This window comes from Tardiphaga robiniae (genome assembly GCF_013359755.1).
GTDB lineage: Bacteria > Pseudomonadota > Alphaproteobacteria > Rhizobiales > Xanthobacteraceae > Tardiphaga > Tardiphaga robiniae.
In genome coordinates, this window is the sequence record NZ_JABMCJ010000071.1 from 127,465 (window position 1) to 145,123 (window position 17,659).

The following is a 17,659-nucleotide window of genomic DNA, read 5'->3' on the forward strand; positions in this document are numbered from 1 at the left end:
GCAGAGAAGGGTTTCGAGAATGGCACTCAATCTTCAGCTTACGGCAGCAAGCAGCGACCTCGCAACATATCTGGCGTCGTATGACGCCAACTTCACCTACAATGGAAACGGCTGGTTCTCCACCTCGTTCACCGGCCAGGATCAGTGGTCGGCCGGTGTCGATACCGAAGGAACCGACAATAACCTGCCTTCCGTCATCATGAACATCCATGACTACAGCTATTCGCCCGGTACATTCAACGGCGATGTGGAATCGCTCACACTCGGCCATAATCTTGAATATGTGCCGGCCACGGATCTGTGGGTGCAAGATCAGGAACTGATCATCACCAATAGCAGTGGCTACATGCCCGTCACCACCACCTTCAATCAGGCGATCTATTCGCTGTCGCATGGCGGGCAGGTCGATGGCGGGACGTTCTTCGGTCAGTCATTCGCTGGTCTGACCGACTATTTTGCCGAACAGGGAACGAACCAGACCGGCACGACAAACGATGACGTCCTTGTCAGTTTCGCCGGCGACGACGTTCTGACCGGCAATGGAGCTGTGCTGGTCGATACGTTCCTCTGGAACGCGAATTACTACGATACTGCCGCAGGTACAGCAGCACAGGGCTGGGGCGACGACGTCATCACGGACTTCTTCGACGGAGCCGACCAGATCCAGCTCTCCGGCTTCGGTTGGGCCAATGCCACGGCATTCCAGAGCGCCGGCGGCAGCCTGTCCGGCAATGTCATCACCTATGCCGACGCGACGAACGGGCTGACCAGCACCATCACAGTGAACTTCACTGGATCTGGCACGCTGGACTGGAGCGATATCGCCTTCGTCTAACAGGCTTCGCTGCGAACTGGCGGCCACGCGACCTGCTGACGCGACGCCGATGTCGCGTCAGCTCCTTGCATCGGGATCACCCGCAGGCTGATCACGACGCGCTGCCGGATCACGACGTCCCGACAACCCAAATCCTGAGGAACGACAATGGCACTGACCATCACCTACAGCGAAGCAAGCAGCAACCTGCCCGCTTATCTGGACAACTGGATCGACAATTTCGAATATCGCGGCACCGGAAATTTCAACGCCGTGAAGAACACCACCGACCAATGGTATGCCGGCACACGCATCGTCGGCGGCGTCGACAATGACAAATCGTCCATCATCGTGAGCGGCGATGACTTCTCCTATACGCCGGGCATCGTCGATGGCACGGTCACCAACCTGACACTCGGTAGCAATCTGGCTTATGTCTCATCGACCGACCTGTGGGTCCAGGATCCCGGTCTGTCGATCGGATTCAGCGGCGCAACGCTGACGTCGGCCTTCGATGCCGCGATCACCGATCTGTCGCAGAATGGCAGCCTGAACGGCCTTTACGGCTACTTTGCCGAACAGGGCACCATCCAGACCGGCACGGCCGGCGACGATGTCATGCTGAGCTTCGGTGGCAATGACAGCTTCACTGGCGGTCTTGGCAACGATACGCTCGTTTTCGCCGACGGGTGGGCCAATGACGTCGTGCTGGATTTTCACGCGGCCACCGGCGATTTCGACGTCCTCGACCTGCAGGGCGTAACCAACATCTCGAACTATGTCGATCTGTTCTTCAACCACAGCAACTGGTGGGATCAGAGCAACGTGCTCACCATCACCGATGGCGCCAACTCGATCCAGCTCGATGGCTATGTCGGGACAGACATGCTTGGTCTGATCCTGGACGGCCACTTCACCGTCTGAGCAGAGCTGTCGTGGTGAAAGCTCCGCAGCGAAGTCCGCCGCAGCCATTGGCCGCGGCGGCCATCTCGCCACTCAAGCCCGCCATCGCGGGGATCGCCGTGATCAGCGGCATCGTGAACGTGCTCGCGCTGACTGCGCCGCTGTTCATGCTGCAGGTCTATGACCGTGTGCTGACCAGCCGCAGCGTTTCGACGCTGATCGGCCTCGGTGTGCTGGCGGCCGCGCTCTACGCTTTTCAGTCCCTTTTCGACATCATTCGATCGCGCATTCTGCTGCGCATCGGCGAGCGCTTTGATCATCAGTTGTCCGGCCGCGTGCATGATGCCGTTGTCGGTCTGCCGCTTGAGATGCCTTTGCCCGGCGATGGCTTGCAGCCGTTGCGCGATCTCGACAATGTGCGCGGCTTCCTGTCCGGCCCTGGCCCGACCGCCTTCTTCGACCTGCCGTGGATGCCGTTCTACCTCGCCATCTGTTTCGTGTTTCACTTCTGGATCGGCATCACGGCCATCGCCGGTGCCGTCATCCTCGTATCCCTCACCCTTCTCACCAATGCCCGCTCCAGGGGACCCGCCCGCGAGACCGTGCAACACGGCATGTTTCGCAACGCCCTGATGGAGGCCAGCCGTCGCAACGCCGAAGTGGTGCGCGCGATGGGCCTCGGCGGCCGGATGGCCGCGCGCTGGCATCGCACAAACTCGGATTATCTGGCGGCCAATCGACGGGCTGGCGATGTGGCAGGAGGCCTCGGTGGCGTAGCCCGCGCGCTGCGCGCGCTGCTGCAGTCGACCATGCTCGGTGTCGGCGCCTATCTCGTGATCAGGCAGGAAGCCAGCGCCGGCGTGATGGTGGCGAGTTCGATCATGATGGGCCGCGCGCTCGCCCCCGTGGATCTGGCCATCTCGACATGGAAGCCGTTCCTGATGGCGCGGCAGAGCTGGGCACGGCTCGATGAATTGCTGACGCGCATGCCGGAAGCCGCCAAGGCGATGGCGTTGCCACGCGCCCATATCGATCTGCGCGTCGAGGCGATGACCATCGCGCCGCCCGGAGAGAAACGGCCGACGGTCACGGGACTGAGCTTTACCGTCTCCGCCGGAAACGCTCTTGGCATCATCGGCCATAGTGGCAGCGGCAAGTCCACACTGGCACGCGCGCTGGTCGGCGCTTGGCGACCGGCCAACGGCAAGGTGCGCATCGACGGCGCGAGCTTCGACCAGTGGGACCGCGAAATGCTCGGTCGCGATATCGGTTATCTGCCGCAGGGCGTCGAACTGTTCGATGGCACCATTGCCGAGAATATCTCCCGCTTCGAAGATGACCCGGTCTCCGAGGCCATCGTCGCCGCGGCCAAAGCTGCCGGCGTGCACGATCTCATCCTGCGGCTGGAAAATGGCTACCAGACGCGGATCGGCGAAGCCGGCTCAGCCCTGTCCGCCGGCCAGCGCCAGCGCATCGGGCTGGCACGCGCGCTTTATGGCGATCCGTTCCTGGTCGTGCTCGACGAGCCCAATGCCAATCTCGACGTCGAGGGCGAAGCGGCGGTCATCCGCGCCATCGCCGCCATCCGCGAGCGCAAGGGCATTGCCATCGTCATCGCACATCGTCCGAGTGCGATCGGCGCCGTCGACCTCGTCCTGGTGATGGAAGGCGGTCGCGCCAAGGCATTCGGTCCGCGCGCGGACGTCCTCAGCAAAGCGCTGAAGGCTCCCGCCCCTGCAGCACACGGCAGCGGCACGACGACCGGCCATGCGGCCACCGCGCGGTCTCTGGCGCCGCTGCGGGTGATCGCTAATCCCGCCGACAAGTCGGGAATGAGCACACATCCTCACGACGATATGGAAGATCGCGATGCCCGATAGGAACGTCTCGGCGGTCTCCCACTCGATCCTGCGCCACCTCGGCATCGCGACGCTGGCGGGTATTGTGCTGGTTGGCGGCATCGGCGGATGGGCTGCGGCGACCAATCTGGCCGGCGCGGTCGTCGCCGCAGGACACTTCGTCGTGGATACCAACGTCAAGAAGGTCCAGCACCCGACCGGCGGCGTGGTCGGTGAAATTCTGGTCCGCGAAGGACAACGCGTCACCGCCGGCGACATTGTGATGCGCCTCGACGCGACGCAGACGCGCGCCAATCTCGCCATCGTCACCAAGCGGCTCGACGAATTCGCGGTGCGACGGGCGCGACTCCGTGCCGAGCGCGACGAGGCTGGCGTCATCGCCTTTCCCGACGAAATCAGATCGCGCGCCGCCGATCCGGAGATCGCACTGCTCATGGCAGGCGAAAGCAAACTGTTCGAACTGCGCCGCGACGCCCGCCTCGGCCAGAAGGCACAGCTTCGCGAACGCGCCCTTCAATACGGCAAGGAAGTGCGCGGCCTCGTGGCTCAGGAAGAAGCGAAAATTCGCGGCATCGGCCTGATCCAACGCGAGCTGACAGGCGTGCGCGAACTCTGGGAGAAAGGGCTGGTACCCATTCAGCGGATGATGGCACTGGAACGCGAAGCGGCAAACCTCGACGGCGAACGCGGCCGGCTCGTCGAAGCCCAGGCGCAATCCGGCGGCAAGATTTCCGAAACACAGTTGCAGATGATTCAGGTCGACCAGGACCTCCGCAGCGAAGTCGCCAGCAGCCTGCGCGACATCGAGGGCCAGACGGCCGAATATGTCGAACGGAAGGTGACTGCAGAAGATCAGCTCAAGCGGATCGATATTATCGCTCCGCAAAGCGGACTGGTCCACGAGCTCGCGGTGCACACCGTTGGCGGTGTGATTTCGCCAGCCGACACCGTCATGCTGATCGTGCCCGACAGCGACAGACTGGCACTTGAAGTACAAATCAACCCGCAGGACATCGACCAGATACGGCTCGGTCAGCCAGCCGTGCTGCGTATGTCCGCCTTCAACCAGCGCACCACGCCCGAACTGAACGGCAGTGTCAGCCGCATCGCCGCCGACCTGACCCTGGATCAGAAGTCCGGGCTTTCCCATTACATCGTGCGGATCACCATCCCGCCGCAGCAACTGGCGCGCCTCGGCAAACTCGCCCTCGTTCCCGGAATGCCTGCGGAAGCCTTCATTCAGACCGGCGAGCGCACGGTCCTGTCTTTTCTGGTCAAGCCCATCGGCGACCAGATCGCACGATCATTTCGTGAGGAGTAGCTGGTTCAAGTCGAGGTCAGCCTCTGCGCATGGGGCTGGGATATGGCTTCGCCGACTTCGCGCCGTCACGCCAGCGACCCGGCGCTATTCCGGTCACGCGCTTGAAGGCGCGATTGAAGGCCGCCTCGGAGTCGTAGCCGACATCGCTGGCGATGACAGCAAGACTGTCGCCACCCGTTCGCATGCGCTCCGCTGCCAACTGCATCCGCCAGCTGGTGACATATTCGATCGGAGCTTGGCCCAACACCTCGTTGAAGCGCTCGGCGAGCACCGTGCGCGACGTGCCGCATTCGCGGGCCAGATCGTCAACCGTCCAGCGATGACCGGGATTTCCGTGGACATGCCACATCGCACGTCCGAGCACGGGATCGTTCAGTGCTGCGAACCAGCCATGCGCGCTGGGCGGCAATCCCGCAGCGTAGCGACGCAGCACCTCGACGAATAGCAGCTCCATTAGCCGGCCGAGCATGATCTCACTGCCGGGCGTCGCATCTTCGGTCAGTGAGAGAATTTCGCGCACCGTCGTGGCGAGAATCGCGCTCACCTTGTCGTCGCCGGCGCGATCGATGAGCATCGGCGGCAGGGTCCGAAAGACCGGAGAATGCAGCAACTCCGACGATTCGATGAAGCCGCAGACCATGCGGGTCTCCCGCCCTCCGCCGCCATGCTCGATCGTCCACATGCCGGATAGTGGACCGGCCCGCACCAGTTCCATCGCGGAACACAACTCCGCGCCGTCGCCGCTGTAGAACCTGTGCGTGTCGGCGAACGGCATCAGCAGAACGTCGCCCGCAGCAATGGTGCCTCGCTCGCCACTGGCGAGTTCGACGGTGCATTCGCCCGCCGCGATCAAATGAAAAATGCTCACATGGCGCAAATGCGCCATCGGAGTGCGTTCGTCGAAATGTTTCGGGCTAATGAGGCCGAAGGGCTCGGTCAGGCTGGCGTTCAGAAATACCGATCCGCTGAGCCGGATCGACCGCAGCATATCTGCGAGCAAATCCCCACCGCGATCAATATCCGGCGTCGCTGCAAATGATGGCGGTGTCTCGATCATGCGAGGTCCTGAACCTCCGATCATCGTCCGCAGCCCCAACCATGCGCGGCATGTGGCGCATTGTATCCGATGGAGACGATGATGATCAAGAAACGGCTGTCCAAAGCCGCCGATCGTAGCTTCCGGTTGATTGCAGCACTGTTGATGCGGCGCGCCATTGCGCGGCTGATCAGCATCGACGACAACTCGCTATCCAAGGCAGGATTATCACGCGCCGCGGTGGCCGAGTTCCTCGAGAGTCCGCTTCAAACCGACCCGCACCGCTTCTTTGGTAGCAAGCATGTGCAGCGCGATGTGCAAGACGTCGATACCGCTCTTGAGTCGGGTCAAGTGCCGCTGCCCCAACCGGACCCGACTCAAAATCTCGCAGATGAATCGATCGCTTTCGACAGCCATCGCGCGCAGATCGATACGCTGCACCGGGAAACCATCATGCGTGCGATCCGACAAATGGTGAGCTTCCGCATTCGGATACTTACAGCTGGCGTGCTCGTCGCCGTCGGCGCCCTGAGTGCCTGCTCCGGCAGCCTGCCCGATCACAATGCGGCACAAATCCGCCGTGATCACCCCGCGCGTTGTCGGCTGCAGCCCGATGCCATTCCGTTAGCGCCGATCATGCGGCCGATCGTGCGCGTGGCCGAGGCATCCCTTCTCCCCGGGAAGCCGCGCGCCAAGCAACCCGAAGCGCGCGCGGGTCCTCCCGGACGGGCCAACTGAGACAACGCTTACGCTTGGTTCAAATCGACAAAGACAACCAGCAAAGGATAGTTCCATGACCCGCATCATTGCACTCCTCTACGGGCTCGCGTCCTACGCGATCTTCTTCATCACGATCCTCTATGCCATCGGTTTCGTCGACGGAATGATGGTACCAAAAGACATCAACACCGGAACGCAGGTTCCGTGGCTGGAAGCTGTGCTCGTCAATCTCGCTCTGATGTCGCTGTTTGCAATCCAGCACAGCGTCATGGCGCGGAAGTCGTTCAAGCAGTGGTGGACGCAATATGTCCCGGCTTCGGTCGAGCGCAGCACCTATGTGCTGTTCGCGAGCCTGAGCCTTCTGCTGCTGTTCTGGCAGTGGCGCCCAATGCCGGCGGTCGTCTGGCAGATCAACAATCCACAATTGGCCATGACGATGACAGGGCTTTCCCTGTTCGGATGGGTCCTCGTCTTCACCAGCACGTTCCTGATCAACCATTTCGAGTTGTTCGGCGTGCAGCAGGTAGTGCAGAATCTGTCTGACCAGAAGCCGTCTGCGCCGGCGTTTCGCACGCCGCTCTACTACAACTTTGTGCGCCACCCGATCTATCTCGGCTTCATCATCGCCTTCTGGGCGACGCCGCTCATGACGGTCGGACATCTGTTGTTTGCGGCCGTCACCACCGCCTACATCTTCGTCGGGATCTTTCTGGAAGAGCGCGATCTGGTCGAGCTGTTCGGCGATGACTATCGCCGCTACCGCGATCGGGTGTCGATGATCCTGCCGTGGCGCAAATCAGAGCGTCCGCCGACGCAGAGGCACGCCAATCCGTTCGGACTCACCGGCGAGCGATAGGACACAAAATAAAAACGCCGGATCGCGTGCACCGCGATCCGGCGTTTTTTTCCTGCTGGTCGATCAGTTCGGCCGCTTGCGCTTGTGCGCGAACGGGTTCGCCTTCTCGCGCAACGTGATGCGGATCGGCGTGCCCGGCAGGTCGAAGGCTTCGCGCAGCGTATTGGTGAGATAGCGCAGATAGCTCGTCGGCACCGCATCGGCGCGCGAGCAGAACACCACGAAGCTTGGCGGCCGCGCCTTGTTCTGGGTGACGTAGTTTAGTTTCAGCCGGCGACCCGATACCGACGGCGGCGGATTCTTGTCGATCGCATCCTCGAACCAGCGATTGAGGCCTGCGGTGGGAATACGGCGATTCCAGACCGCGTAGGCATCCTGTATCGCCTTCATCAGCCGTTCTACACCCTCTCCCATCAGCCCGGAGATCGCTACGACCGGCACCCCCCTGATCTGCGGCAACAAGTGATCGGCATCGGTGCGCAGCGCGCCAATCTGGCCGCCCTGCTTCTCGACCAGATCCCATTTGTTGACCGCAAGCACCAGCGCGCGTCCCTCACGCTCGACCAGATCGGCGATGCGCAGATCCTGTTCCTCGAACTTGTTCTGCGAGTCCATCATCAGCACGACGACTTCGGCGAAACGCACCGCGCGCAGCGTATCGGCGACGGAGAGCTTCTCCAGCTTCTCCTCGATGCGCGAACGGCGGCGTAGACCCGCGGTATCGAAGATGCGGAAGTCGCGGCCCTTGTAGTTGAGCTCGACCGAAATGCTGTCGCGTGTGGTGCCGGCTTCCGGCGAGGTCAGCAGGCGCTCTTCGCCGAGCAGATAGTTGATGGTGGTCGATTTGCCGGCATTGGGGCGCCCGACGATGGCGACGCGGATCGGCCGCGTCTCGATCTCTTCTTCGGGAATGATGACGTCGTCGTCGTCGAATTCTTCCGGCTCTTCGACCGGCTCCGGCATCAGCACGCGCAGCGCGTCATAGAGCTCGCCGAGGCCTTCGCCGTGTTCGGCGGAGACCTGGATGGGATCACCGAGGCCCAGGGCATAGGATTCCATCGCGCCGACTTCGCCGTGCTTGCCCTCGCTCTTGTTGGCGAGCAGCAGCACCGGCTTGTTGGCGCGGCGTGCGAAATCCGCGAAGGCGCGGTCGTTCGGCGTCAAGCCCATGCGCGCATCGATGACGAAGAACAGCGCATCGGCCAGCGCAATCGCCGTCTCGGTCTGTTCCTGCATGCGTGCGGTCAGCGAGCCCTTCGGGCCTTCATCGAGACCGGCGGTGTCCACCAAAGTGAATTCGAGATCGCCAAGCTTGCCCTCGCCCTCGCGGCGGTCGCGGGTGACGCCCGGGGTGTCATCGACCAGCGCAAGCTTCTGCCCGACCAGACGGTTGAACAGCGTGGACTTGCCGACATTGGGTCGGCCGATGATGGCAATGGTATAAGACATAGGTGATCCGTGCGCCCTTTACGGACAGCCTGTCAATGAGAGGGCGCGCGAACTCAGCGCGAGAAACTACCCGACGGCACTGGTGCCGGGAATGGTGTGGTGGCCTGCTGGGCCGGCGCGGCTGCTGCCGGCTCATCCGGCGGCGGCGCGGTGGTGCTGCGGCGGCGGGCGACTTTCTTGCCTTGCGGCGGAGGCGGTGCGGCAGCCGTGCTGCCTTCCTCTGTCGGCGCGGCATCGGGATCGGCGGGCGCTGCGCCGTCCTGACGGACGGTGCCGACCTGAACAGAGCCACGGCTCTTCGCCTTGCGGCCCTTCGGCTCCGGCGCGCCCGGCGGCGGCTGCAGTGGGGCGGCTGCGACGGGCGCAGCCTCCTGCGCGCGCTGGCGCTCGACATTCTCCTTGTAGAGATCGCGCGGCACGCCCTGCTCAAGACCGGGGACGCCGTCGGGGAACACCGGCTTGCGGTCGCCGGGCAGCTTCTTCTTGGTGTCCAGGAAGTCGAGCATGTCGGACGGATCCCAGCCAGTCATGCTGCCGCAGCCCGAGAGCGCGCTGGACAGCGCGATCAGGACGGCGGCGGAAACGAGGCGTTGCATCGGGCGCATGGACGACTTCTCACTCAACTCGTGATCTGAACGATCGGCTTCAGGTCAGCTTTAATTCGGCTCTTGTCTTGCTCAGCTTTTCGCCGCGGGCGGCAGCAGCGCCTGCAGTGCTTCGGCACGGGTCCGCAGGCTCGCCGGCGTCTCCGCATCGTTGGACATCATGTCCAGCCACTGCCGCGTCGCCACGGCGTTGTTGGCCTTCCATGCCGACAGCGCCAGCAGCTCGCGCGCCGAATGGCGATAGGTGCTGGTATTGGTCGTCGCCGGCTCCAGGCGGGTCTGCATCGCCTCATAGGCCGTGGTCTCCAGCAACAGGCTGCCGGCGCGGATGCGCGCCAAATCCTGCTCGGGTGCTGGAACGGTGCGGTCGGCGATGATGTCGTCATAGAGCTTCACGGCGGCTTGCGGGTCGCGCGAAGCAGCCTCGGCAGCGGCGCGCAGACGCGCCAGCGTGCGGTAGCCGGACGGCGCCTCGGCAGCGAGCTTGGTGAAGGCGGCTTCCGCCTCGGCATGCTTGTTCTGCTCGGCCAGCTCGACCGCGCGGTCGAACGCCGCACCGGCCACGGCGGCCTTCTTGGCCTCGAGATAGCTGTAGCCACGCCAGCCGCCGACGCCGACCACGATCAGAATCGCGACTGCGATGATCAGGAGCGAATACTTCTCCCAGATCTTCTTGAGCTGCTCGCGACGCAGGTCTTCGTCGACTTCATTAAATAATTCAGACACTTAAAGGTATCCTGTCCCCGATGGGCCGCGCTCACCCCGAGCGGCGCCGGGCATATACGCTCCGGCATGGCGGCGGCGATACCCTAGCGTTATGGCGCTGGCAAGGCAAAGCCAGCGCGATCAAAGCGTTATCCCGAAATGCTTAATTTCGAACCGATGCCTTTTAGGCCCGTCAGTTCATGCCGCCAGCGCCGCCGCTGGTGCGGCCATTGGCATTGGACCCGGCGCTGTTATCGCCGAAGGCCGAATTGGCGTTGTTGCCGCCCAGCGCCGCATTGCCGCGGGTGTCGTTAAGCGGGTTTGCGACCGGACGCGGCTCCTCGACGCGATAATGGGGCTTCCGCTCCTTTTTGGCCGGCTCCGCGTGCGAAACCGCGGGAAGCAGCGCCAAAACGGCGACAAAGCTCAGGAATTTCAAGGCCTTCATCATCAACATCCTTCGCATTGCCCCTGCATTTCAACCCCGACCGGGCCGCAAAATTCCTGCGGAAATCCTGCGTTCGTCTTGCGTCAAACCTGCGTCAGCCCTTCGGCTTGCCGCCATAGACATGTTCCGGCCCCGGAAACGCGCGCGAACGCACATCGGTTGCGTAGCCCTCGATGGCGGCCTCGATCATCGGTCCAAGATTGCCGTAGCGCTTGACGAATTTCGGCACCCGCGCCGACAGGCCGAGCATGTCTTCGAGCACCAGCACCTGACCGTCACAAGCCGGGCTCGCGCCGATGCCGATGGTCGGGATCGGAATCGTCTCGGTGATCTTTCGCGCGAGTGGTTCGGCGACTGCTTCAATGACGACGGAGAACGCGCCGGCTTGCGCGATAGCAATCGCATCGTTCTGAATCGGACCCGGCGCGTTATCGCCCCGCGCCAGTGCCTCGGCCTCGGCCTTACCTTGCGAACGGAACGAACCGAGCGCTGCGATCGACTGCGGCGTCAGGCCGATATGCGCCATCACCGGGATGCCGCGCTCGGTGAGGAAGGCGATGGTCTCGGCCATGCGCGCTCCGCCTTCCAGCTTCACGGCGCCGCAATGGGTCTCTTTCAGGATGCGCGCGGCAGAATGAAACGCCTGCTCTTTCGAAGCTTCATAGGAGCCGAACGGCATGTCGACAACGACCAGCGACTGCTTCGAACCGCGCATCACAGCATGACCCTGCAGGATCATCATCTCCAGCGTCACCGGGATTGTCGTCTCAAAGCCATGCATCACATTGCCGAGCGAGTCGCCGACCAGGATCACGTCGCAATAGCGATCGACCAATGAGGCCGTATGCGCATGATACGAGGTGAGCATCACGATCGGCTCGCCGTTCTTGCGCGCGAGAATATCCGGTGCGGTCTTGCGCTTGATGGCCGACTGAACTGACATGAACTTAAGCTCCGAACACTGGAACGCCGATCACCACCGGATGGAAGGCGAAACCCAAAGCGATATAGGCGACGACGCCGACCGCGACCGCAATCGCATCATTCATCGGACCGCCCACCGGGATCGGCGGACCGCCGGCGTCAGCGCGATGTTTCATCGAGATGCGATCGATCACCGCCCAGGCCAGGAAGGATCCGAACAGGATGATCGAGCCGAGATCGCCATTGGCGAGCAGATGCGCGGCGGCCCACAGCTTGATGCCGGCGAGCATCGGATGTTTCAGCGTGGTGTAGATGCGGCCGCGGATATAGGACGCAGTGACCATGATCACCGCCGGCAGCATCAGGGCGACGGTGATGTGCTTCATCGCCAGCGGCGGCGTCCAGACATTGATCCAGCCGGTCGCGCGATATTGCGCGAAGCCCCAGATGATCAGCGCGAGGCCGATAGCGGAGATCAGTGCAAAGCCGAGCTTGTAGACGCTCTCGCCCAGACGCGCGATCAACTGCGCGCGCGCCTCGCGCCTGATGATGAACAGGTGAATGCCGAGAAACAGCACGAGGCCGAGGATCATCACGATCAGTCCCATGATGTTCAGTCCTCTCGCCCGGGCGGTTGCGTGCCGGATGGGTTGCCCGCCCTGAAATTCCCACTATGGTCCCGCCCGGCCAGCGGATTTTAGCCGCCTTTGGCGCCGGTCAGACGGTTTCCGGGTATCACTTTTCAGGGGACGCACGCAATGCTGCGAAACGACACGACACCTGCCCCCTTTCGCCTTGCGCTCGCAGCGCTGTTGTTTGCGACGCAGCCCTTCGCAGCGCACGCGCAGGCGCCCGTCTGGCCGCCCAAGCTGGTGCGCATCATCGTGCCGTTCGGCGCCGGTGCGAGCCCGGACATCGTCGGCCGCGTACTCGCCGACAGTCTGCAGACGCGGCATCCCGGCACCAATTTCGTGGTGGAGAATAAGCCAGGTGCGTCCGGCAATATCGGCACCGATGCCATCGCCAAATCCACGCCTGACGGTTCGACCATCGGCATCTCGCTCGGCGGCCCGCTCGCCATCAACACGCTGCTGTTTGCCAAGCTGCCCTACAATCCCGACACCGACATCGCGCCGATCACTTTGCTGACGCAGCTCCCGAGCGTGCTCGCGGTGCCGACCAGCCTCGGCGTCAATACGGTCGCGGAATTCCTCGCCAAGGCCAAAGCCGATCCGAAGGGCCTCGGCTACGGCTCGATCGGCGTCGGCACACTGTCGCAGCTCTGCATGGAAGCGATCGCGCAGAAGGCCGGCGCCAATATGGTGCACATCCCCTACCCGTCGTCCCCCGCGGCGACCACCGCGCTGATCCGCGGCGATGTGCAGGTCGCGTGCCTGCCCGCCATCGGCGTCACGCCGCAGCTCGCGACGGGCGCGGTGAAGATCCTCGCCGTCACCACCGCGAAGCGCTCGCCGTTCCTGCCGGACGTGCCGACACTCACCGAGAGCGGCATCGACGTGCAGTCCGACGCCTGGAATGCGCTGGTCGGCCCGGGCGGGCTGTCGAAGGAAGTGGTGGCGACGATCAGTGCCGAAGTGACACAGACGCTGGCCGAGCCGGCCGTGATCGAGAAACTGAAGCTGCAGCTCATCACGCCGTCACCGACCACGCCGGATCAACTCCGCAAGCGCATGGCCGATGAGAAAGCGCTGTGGGCCGAGGTGATCAAGGCCGCGAAGATCAGGATCGATTGAGGTCTAACCTCTCCCCGTTCTTTACGGGGAGAGGTCGCCGCGTCTTCGCGGCGGGTGAGGGGCATGGCTCGAGGCCTGCCACAAACACGCTCCCTCAGGTTCCGCTGACCGACCCGCGAGTCCACGCTTGCCTTAACACCGTACAAGGCCCCTCACCCGCGCGCTGAGATGCGCGCGACCTCTCCCCGCAAATGCGGGGCGAGGTAAGAAGCACCGTCACACGAACCGGCAGTTTCGCGCGGTTTGCGCCATGCCGGACGACGACGAGGTCGGAATGCTGTAGCTCGCCTCGCTCGGCGTTTGGCCGCGTGCAGGGATGATCACCATGCCGTGGTCCTTCACCGAGCCCTTGGCGTTGGTGACCGTGACGTCGATGCCGCAGGCGATCTTGCGGGCGCAGTTGTTCTCGAAATCCATCTTGAACGAATACTTGCCGTTGTCCTGCCAGAACCCGACATACTTGTCGCCGACGCAGGCCTTGGCTTCCTCGGTCCAGTTGTCGGGCTCGGGCCAGAACAACAGCGCGCTGCCGCCGGTGAGCGCACCGACAGCGCCAACAATCGTCGCACTCAATACGAACCTGCGTCCAAACATCGCCGCCTCCGGAGTGACTTCCCCTTCGTCGCGGCGGGTGGCGCAGTGGTTCACGCCACACGTTACTTCCCGGACTGCTTCTCCAACTCCCGGTTATCGACATAGCGGATCATGATCGGGCGCCCGGCGACGGCGCCACCGAGACCCTTGGTGAGTTTCAACGGCAAGCAGCTATGGAGCGAGGCATTGATGGCCTTGAGATAGGTGTCGCGCGTGTCCTGCGGCACATCCTTGCTGGCAAAGGTCACGCGCGGCGGCGCGATGGGCGTACCGGCCGTGTTGAACGAGAACATCACCGACATCTGCATGCCTGCACGCGCAACGTCCGGTGCGGGCGGCGACCAGCACGACCGCAAGGCAGCGAACAGGTCGCCGATCGTATCGAGATCATGATCGGGCCGGCGATAGAGAGCCTGCTGATCGCCCGGCGGCACGCTCAGCACCGTGACCTGCAGGTTTTGCCCGATCGGATAATCGATCTCGGGAATGCACGGCCCGTGATCGAACACGCTGCAGGTGGACGGCGTACACGGCTCGCCATCGAGCACGCTGCACGGCCTGTGCGAAAAAGGCACTGCATCGCCGGCGCGCAGCCGCCGCGCCTCCGCCTGCCCGGCGAATGCCACCAGTACGCTGACGATCAACAGTAACGTGAGGTTCCGTGTCATTCGGACACCCTTGCAAATGCGCCCTCACCTGAAATGATACAGGCGTGTGGCGTCATCAAGATCGGGATGGGTCACAACCGCACGAGCAGACCAACAAACGGAACGCCGGCCAAACGACCGATTGCAGACATTGTTGCGCCTGTGCGCAGCCCGGCACCACACGTCGTCGTCACACCCCAACCTCAGGAGACCGACATGAGCAGTCCCCAGGTGCATCGTGATACGTCCATCACTATGAAGCTCGAAATCGTCGTCATTCCCGTGTCGAATGTCGACACGGCCAAGAGTTTTTACGCAAATCTCGGCTGGAGGCTCGACGCCGACTTCGTGGTCGGCGACGACTATCGCGTGATCCAGTTCACGCCGCCGGGTTCGGATTGCTCGGTCATCTTCGGCAAGAACGTCACCGCCGCGACGCCCGGATCGGCGCAGGGCCTGTATCTGATCGTCTCCGATATCGAGGCTACCCGTGCAGACCTGCTCGGCCGCGGCGTCAAGGTGAGCGACGCCTTCCACGCCGGAGATGTCAATGTCGGGCCGGACGAACCCTATTTGTTCGGGCGACTTCGGGTGCATGGCCTCGATCCCGCGCGGGCCAGCTATCGCTCCTTCGCATCATTCAGTGACCCGGACGGCAATGGCTGGCTGTTTCAGGAGATCACCGCGCGACTGCCCGGGCGTGTCGATGCCAGTGCCACGACGTTCAACTCTTCCGCGGATCTCGCAGCCGCCTTGCGGCGGGCGGCCGTCGCCCATGGCGAGCACGAGAAGCGCAGCGGCGGCCAGCATGACGAGAACTGGCCGGACTGGTATGCCGACTATATCGTGCGCGAGCAGACCGGCGAGTCATTACCGACATAGCGACCGTACTGCACAGCACATGGAATACATCACAACTGAATCGTCTGACGCAAAGCTGGATGACTCGCGCACCCATCTTTGCGGAACCGAACTCGACGTCAGAGGCGAACGCTGTCCTGGTTCTGCAACTGCGGGAGCGCGTATCCGGATCCGGCGACAGGCGCGTCGGCGGAGGCGCTCGATAGCGCATGGGAGATCGTGCGGTTGCGGCCGGTCCGCTTCGCTTCGTAAAGTCGCCCATCGACCCGCTTGTACAGGCTCGGCCAGCTATCTCCCGGCTGCAACGTCCCCACGCCGAAGCTCGCAGTGACCTGCCTCGCTCCACCCGGGACGGCAAAGCTGTTCTGCTCGATCGCGATCCTCAACCGTTCGGCATAATCAACCGCTTCCTGTTCGTCCGTATCCGGAAGGAACACCGCAAATTCCTCGCCGCCCAGCCGCCCGACAATGTCGCGTTTGCGCGACGCGTTGCGCAGCATGCGCCCCACCTCCCCAAGGACATCGTCTCCGACGTCATGACCGAGGGTGTCGTTGATGCTCTTGAAGTTGTCGATGTCGCACAGAGCGAGCGCAGCACGGCTCGGTCCGTGTTTGCGCAGATGGGCGGATACCCGTTCTTGAAAGCCGCGCCGGTTCAGGATGCCGGTCAACAGATCGAGATCGCGTTCGCAGCGAAGATCGTCGATCATGTCGGACACCGCCGCGGCGAGGATGGCCAGCGCCAGGCCGGCGCCGAGCACGGCGAGCGAAAGCTGGAGTGCTTGCCAAAACATCGAATTGCTGAACGCGCTTCTGTCGACCGGCGCGGAAAATCCGACCGTGAGCAGGGTTCGCGGAAAAAAATGCAAACCAAACAGCAACAGCACCCAGAACAGAGCCCGATCGACATAGGGCCCGCGCGCCAATGCGGTGAGCCGCCCCGCTGCGATCAGCATCAGGAGGCCGTAGCCGAAATTCTGGATGTAGACTCGGGCGATGAGACTGCGATCGATATAAAAGAAATAGGCGAGCAGAAGAACGAAGCCGGCAAGGATCGCCATGTCGATGACCGGACCGAGCCCCTTCCCCGACCGTACCAGAATGCCCTCCACGGCGGCGATAACCGCCGACGTGTAGAGCGCGCCCGAGACGATGGCATTGGGCCCCGCGCCGGGCGGCCAACTCAAAATCTGCGACATCGCACCGAGGGCAAACAGGACGCACGCGCCGGCCAGCAAGAGCAGGTAGTTGCGCTTCTTCTCGACGAGCCACGCGCAGACGAAGGCAGCTCCGAAGACAAACAATATTCCCGGCGTTATCAGTTGGAGCGTAGTCCTGACGATGACCCCATCCATCTCGCTCAAACTTTCCAATAGGCTCAGGTCGTCGTGACGCACGGCTTGGGCACCGGTACCTCGTAGCCAGAGAACACTATCAAATTTGATCGGAAATGCCTCAAATGCGAGTCGATGACGGGAACCGGGTTCGTCACGCCCGACGCTTGACCCGCGTACCCATCTTCCCCGACAAAGCCTCCACACAATACGCAGCGCCGTTGCGCACTCATCAAGAACAAGACCGTTCACAACTGCGCGAACAGACCGCGGAGGAACTGCCAGCCATGACCACACCCAAGACACCGACGCATCCGTTCGAGCGCAGCCACTCCATCGTGATCGCGGCTGCGCCCGAAGCCGTGTTCGATTACGTCACCAATCCGAAATCATGGCCGCAATGGCTGCCCTCCTCGCACGACATCGACTGCGAGGATCGCCCGATGCGTTTCGGCGACACGTTTCATGAACACTGGTCGACGCGGTCGGGCCCGGTCGCGCTGGACTGGCTTGTGATCGCCTGCGAACGCCCGCGTCTGTGGATCGGCCTGACGCATATGAGCGTCACCGGCCCGATCGTCGTGCAATATGTATGCGATGTGGCGGATGGCGGGACGAAATTCACGCGGACTGTGCGTAATCCTGCGCGGCCGAAGGCGCCGACGCCGGAAGTGGTTCAGCGGATCGATGAAGAAGCGGAGTTGGGTCTGGCGAATATCAAGAGGATCGTGGAATCTCGTGCCTAAGGCTGCGGTCTGAAGGCCGCACAAACTTCATATCCATTCCACGACTTAACTATGTAGGGGCAGCGGCCGATTCTCTGTTGCAT

19 protein-coding genes are annotated in these 17,659 nt (G+C 62.9%); 9 read left to right on the plus strand and 10 right to left on the minus strand.

Annotated features, from left to right (window positions below; translation table 11 throughout):
• Positions 1–19 precede the first annotated feature (19 nt).
• The 4 genes from HP556_RS05280 to HP556_RS05295 all read left to right on the plus strand — a co-directional run bounded on the left by HP556_RS05280 (position 20) and on the right by HP556_RS05295 (position 4,897).
• On the plus strand, positions 20–835 hold the full coding sequence (locus HP556_RS05280; protein WP_175366166.1) for a hypothetical protein: 816 nt from the start codon (positions 20–22) through the stop codon (positions 833–835).
• Positions 836–982: 147 nt separating this feature from the next.
• On the plus strand, positions 983–1,738 hold the full coding sequence (locus tag HP556_RS05285; protein ID WP_175366167.1) for a calcium-binding protein: 756 nt from the start codon (positions 983–985) through the stop codon (positions 1,736–1,738).
• Positions 1,739–1,752: 14 nt separating this feature from the next.
• Positions 1,753–3,597, plus strand: coding sequence for a type I secretion system permease/ATPase (locus HP556_RS05290; protein ID WP_338117533.1), 1,845 nt, complete (start codon positions 1,753–1,755; stop codon positions 3,595–3,597).
• Positions 3,587–4,897 (plus strand): HlyD family type I secretion periplasmic adaptor subunit, encoded by a 1,311-nt coding sequence (locus HP556_RS05295; RefSeq protein ID WP_175366169.1) that lies wholly within the window; start codon positions 3,587–3,589, stop codon positions 4,895–4,897. Before HP556_RS05290 ends, HP556_RS05295 begins: the two co-directional genes overlap by 11 nt.
• A 16-nt stretch (positions 4,898–4,913) precedes the next feature.
• Here HP556_RS05295 and HP556_RS05300 read toward each other — a convergent pair whose 3' ends face one another.
• Positions 4,914–5,954: an AraC family transcriptional regulator gene (locus HP556_RS05300; protein ID WP_158596850.1), complete on the minus strand. Its 1,041-nt coding sequence runs from the start codon at positions 5,952–5,954 to the stop codon at positions 4,914–4,916.
• 81 nt (positions 5,955–6,035) lie between these two features.
• On the opposite strand from HP556_RS05300, the gene HP556_RS05305 reads away from it, so the two are divergent.
• Both HP556_RS05305 and mddA read left to right on the plus strand, forming a co-directional pair.
• The gene (locus HP556_RS05305) at positions 6,036–6,671 is read left to right on the plus strand and encodes a hypothetical protein (RefSeq protein ID WP_175366170.1); all 636 of its coding nucleotides are present in this window, start codon (positions 6,036–6,038) and stop codon (positions 6,669–6,671) included.
• 55 nt (positions 6,672–6,726) lie between these two features.
• Positions 6,727–7,509, plus strand: a complete 783-nt coding sequence (mddA, locus tag HP556_RS05310; protein ID WP_175366171.1) for a methanethiol S-methyltransferase — start codon at positions 6,727–6,729, stop codon at positions 7,507–7,509.
• Between the two features lie 63 nt (positions 7,510–7,572).
• On the opposite strand, the gene der is transcribed toward mddA, so the two are convergent.
• From der to HP556_RS05340, 6 genes are all read right to left on the minus strand, one after another.
• Positions 7,573–8,958 carry a ribosome biogenesis GTPase Der gene (gene der / locus HP556_RS05315; protein ID WP_089263911.1) on the minus strand — a complete coding sequence of 462 codons (1,386 nt, stop codon included), beginning with the start codon at positions 8,956–8,958 and terminating at the stop codon, positions 7,573–7,575.
• Positions 8,959–9,011: 53 nt separating this feature from the next.
• Complete coding sequence (locus HP556_RS05320; RefSeq protein WP_120292273.1) at positions 9,012–9,563, minus strand: hypothetical protein; 552 nt, start codon at positions 9,561–9,563, stop codon at positions 9,012–9,014.
• A 72-nt stretch (positions 9,564–9,635) separates the two neighbouring features.
• The gene (locus tag HP556_RS05325; RefSeq protein WP_175366172.1) at positions 9,636–10,289 is read right to left on the minus strand and encodes a tetratricopeptide repeat protein; all 654 of its coding nucleotides are present in this window, start codon (positions 10,287–10,289) and stop codon (positions 9,636–9,638) included.
• 172 nt (positions 10,290–10,461) lie between these two features.
• Entirely contained in the window at positions 10,462–10,722 is a 261-nt protein-coding gene (locus HP556_RS05330; protein ID WP_175366173.1) for a hypothetical protein, read from the minus strand.
• A gap of 88 nt (positions 10,723–10,810) precedes the next feature.
• On the minus strand, positions 10,811–11,659 hold the full coding sequence (gene panB / locus HP556_RS05335) for a 3-methyl-2-oxobutanoate hydroxymethyltransferase (protein WP_120292267.1): 849 nt from the start codon (positions 11,657–11,659) through the stop codon (positions 10,811–10,813).
• Between the two features lie 4 nt (positions 11,660–11,663).
• The gene (locus HP556_RS05340) at positions 11,664–12,248 is read right to left on the minus strand and encodes an NnrU family protein (protein WP_175366174.1); all 585 of its coding nucleotides are present in this window, start codon (positions 12,246–12,248) and stop codon (positions 11,664–11,666) included.
• A 150-nt stretch (positions 12,249–12,398) separates the two neighbouring features.
• On the opposite strand from HP556_RS05340, the gene HP556_RS05345 reads away from it, so the two are divergent.
• On the plus strand, positions 12,399–13,394 hold the full coding sequence (locus HP556_RS05345) for a Bug family tripartite tricarboxylate transporter substrate binding protein (RefSeq protein WP_175366175.1): 996 nt from the start codon (positions 12,399–12,401) through the stop codon (positions 13,392–13,394).
• Between the two features lie 216 nt (positions 13,395–13,610).
• Here the strand turns inward: HP556_RS05345 and HP556_RS05350 are convergent, their stop codons facing one another.
• Together HP556_RS05350 and HP556_RS05355 are read right to left on the minus strand one after the other, a co-directional pair.
• Positions 13,611–13,988: a hypothetical protein gene (locus HP556_RS05350; protein ID WP_175366176.1), complete on the minus strand. Its 378-nt coding sequence runs from the start codon at positions 13,986–13,988 to the stop codon at positions 13,611–13,613.
• A gap of 62 nt (positions 13,989–14,050) precedes the next feature.
• A complete protein-coding gene (locus HP556_RS05355; protein ID WP_175366177.1) occupies positions 14,051–14,656 on the minus strand; it encodes a hypothetical protein in 606 nt (201 codons plus the stop codon).
• 195 nt (positions 14,657–14,851) lie between these two features.
• Between HP556_RS05355 and HP556_RS05360 the strand changes: the two genes are divergently transcribed.
• A complete protein-coding gene (locus HP556_RS05360; RefSeq protein WP_175366178.1) occupies positions 14,852–15,517 on the plus strand; it encodes a VOC family protein in 666 nt (221 codons plus the stop codon).
• Positions 15,518–15,615: 98 nt separating this feature from the next.
• Here HP556_RS05360 and HP556_RS05365 read toward each other — a convergent pair whose 3' ends face one another.
• A complete protein-coding gene (locus HP556_RS05365) occupies positions 15,616–16,893 on the minus strand; it encodes a GGDEF domain-containing protein (protein ID WP_338117532.1) in 1,278 nt (425 codons plus the stop codon).
• Between the two features lie 224 nt (positions 16,894–17,117).
• Between HP556_RS05365 and HP556_RS05370 the strand changes: the two genes are divergently transcribed.
• Positions 17,118–17,576, plus strand: coding sequence for an SRPBCC family protein (locus HP556_RS05370; protein ID WP_175366179.1), 459 nt, complete (start codon positions 17,118–17,120; stop codon positions 17,574–17,576).
• The last annotated feature ends 83 nt before the right edge of the window (positions 17,577–17,659 follow it).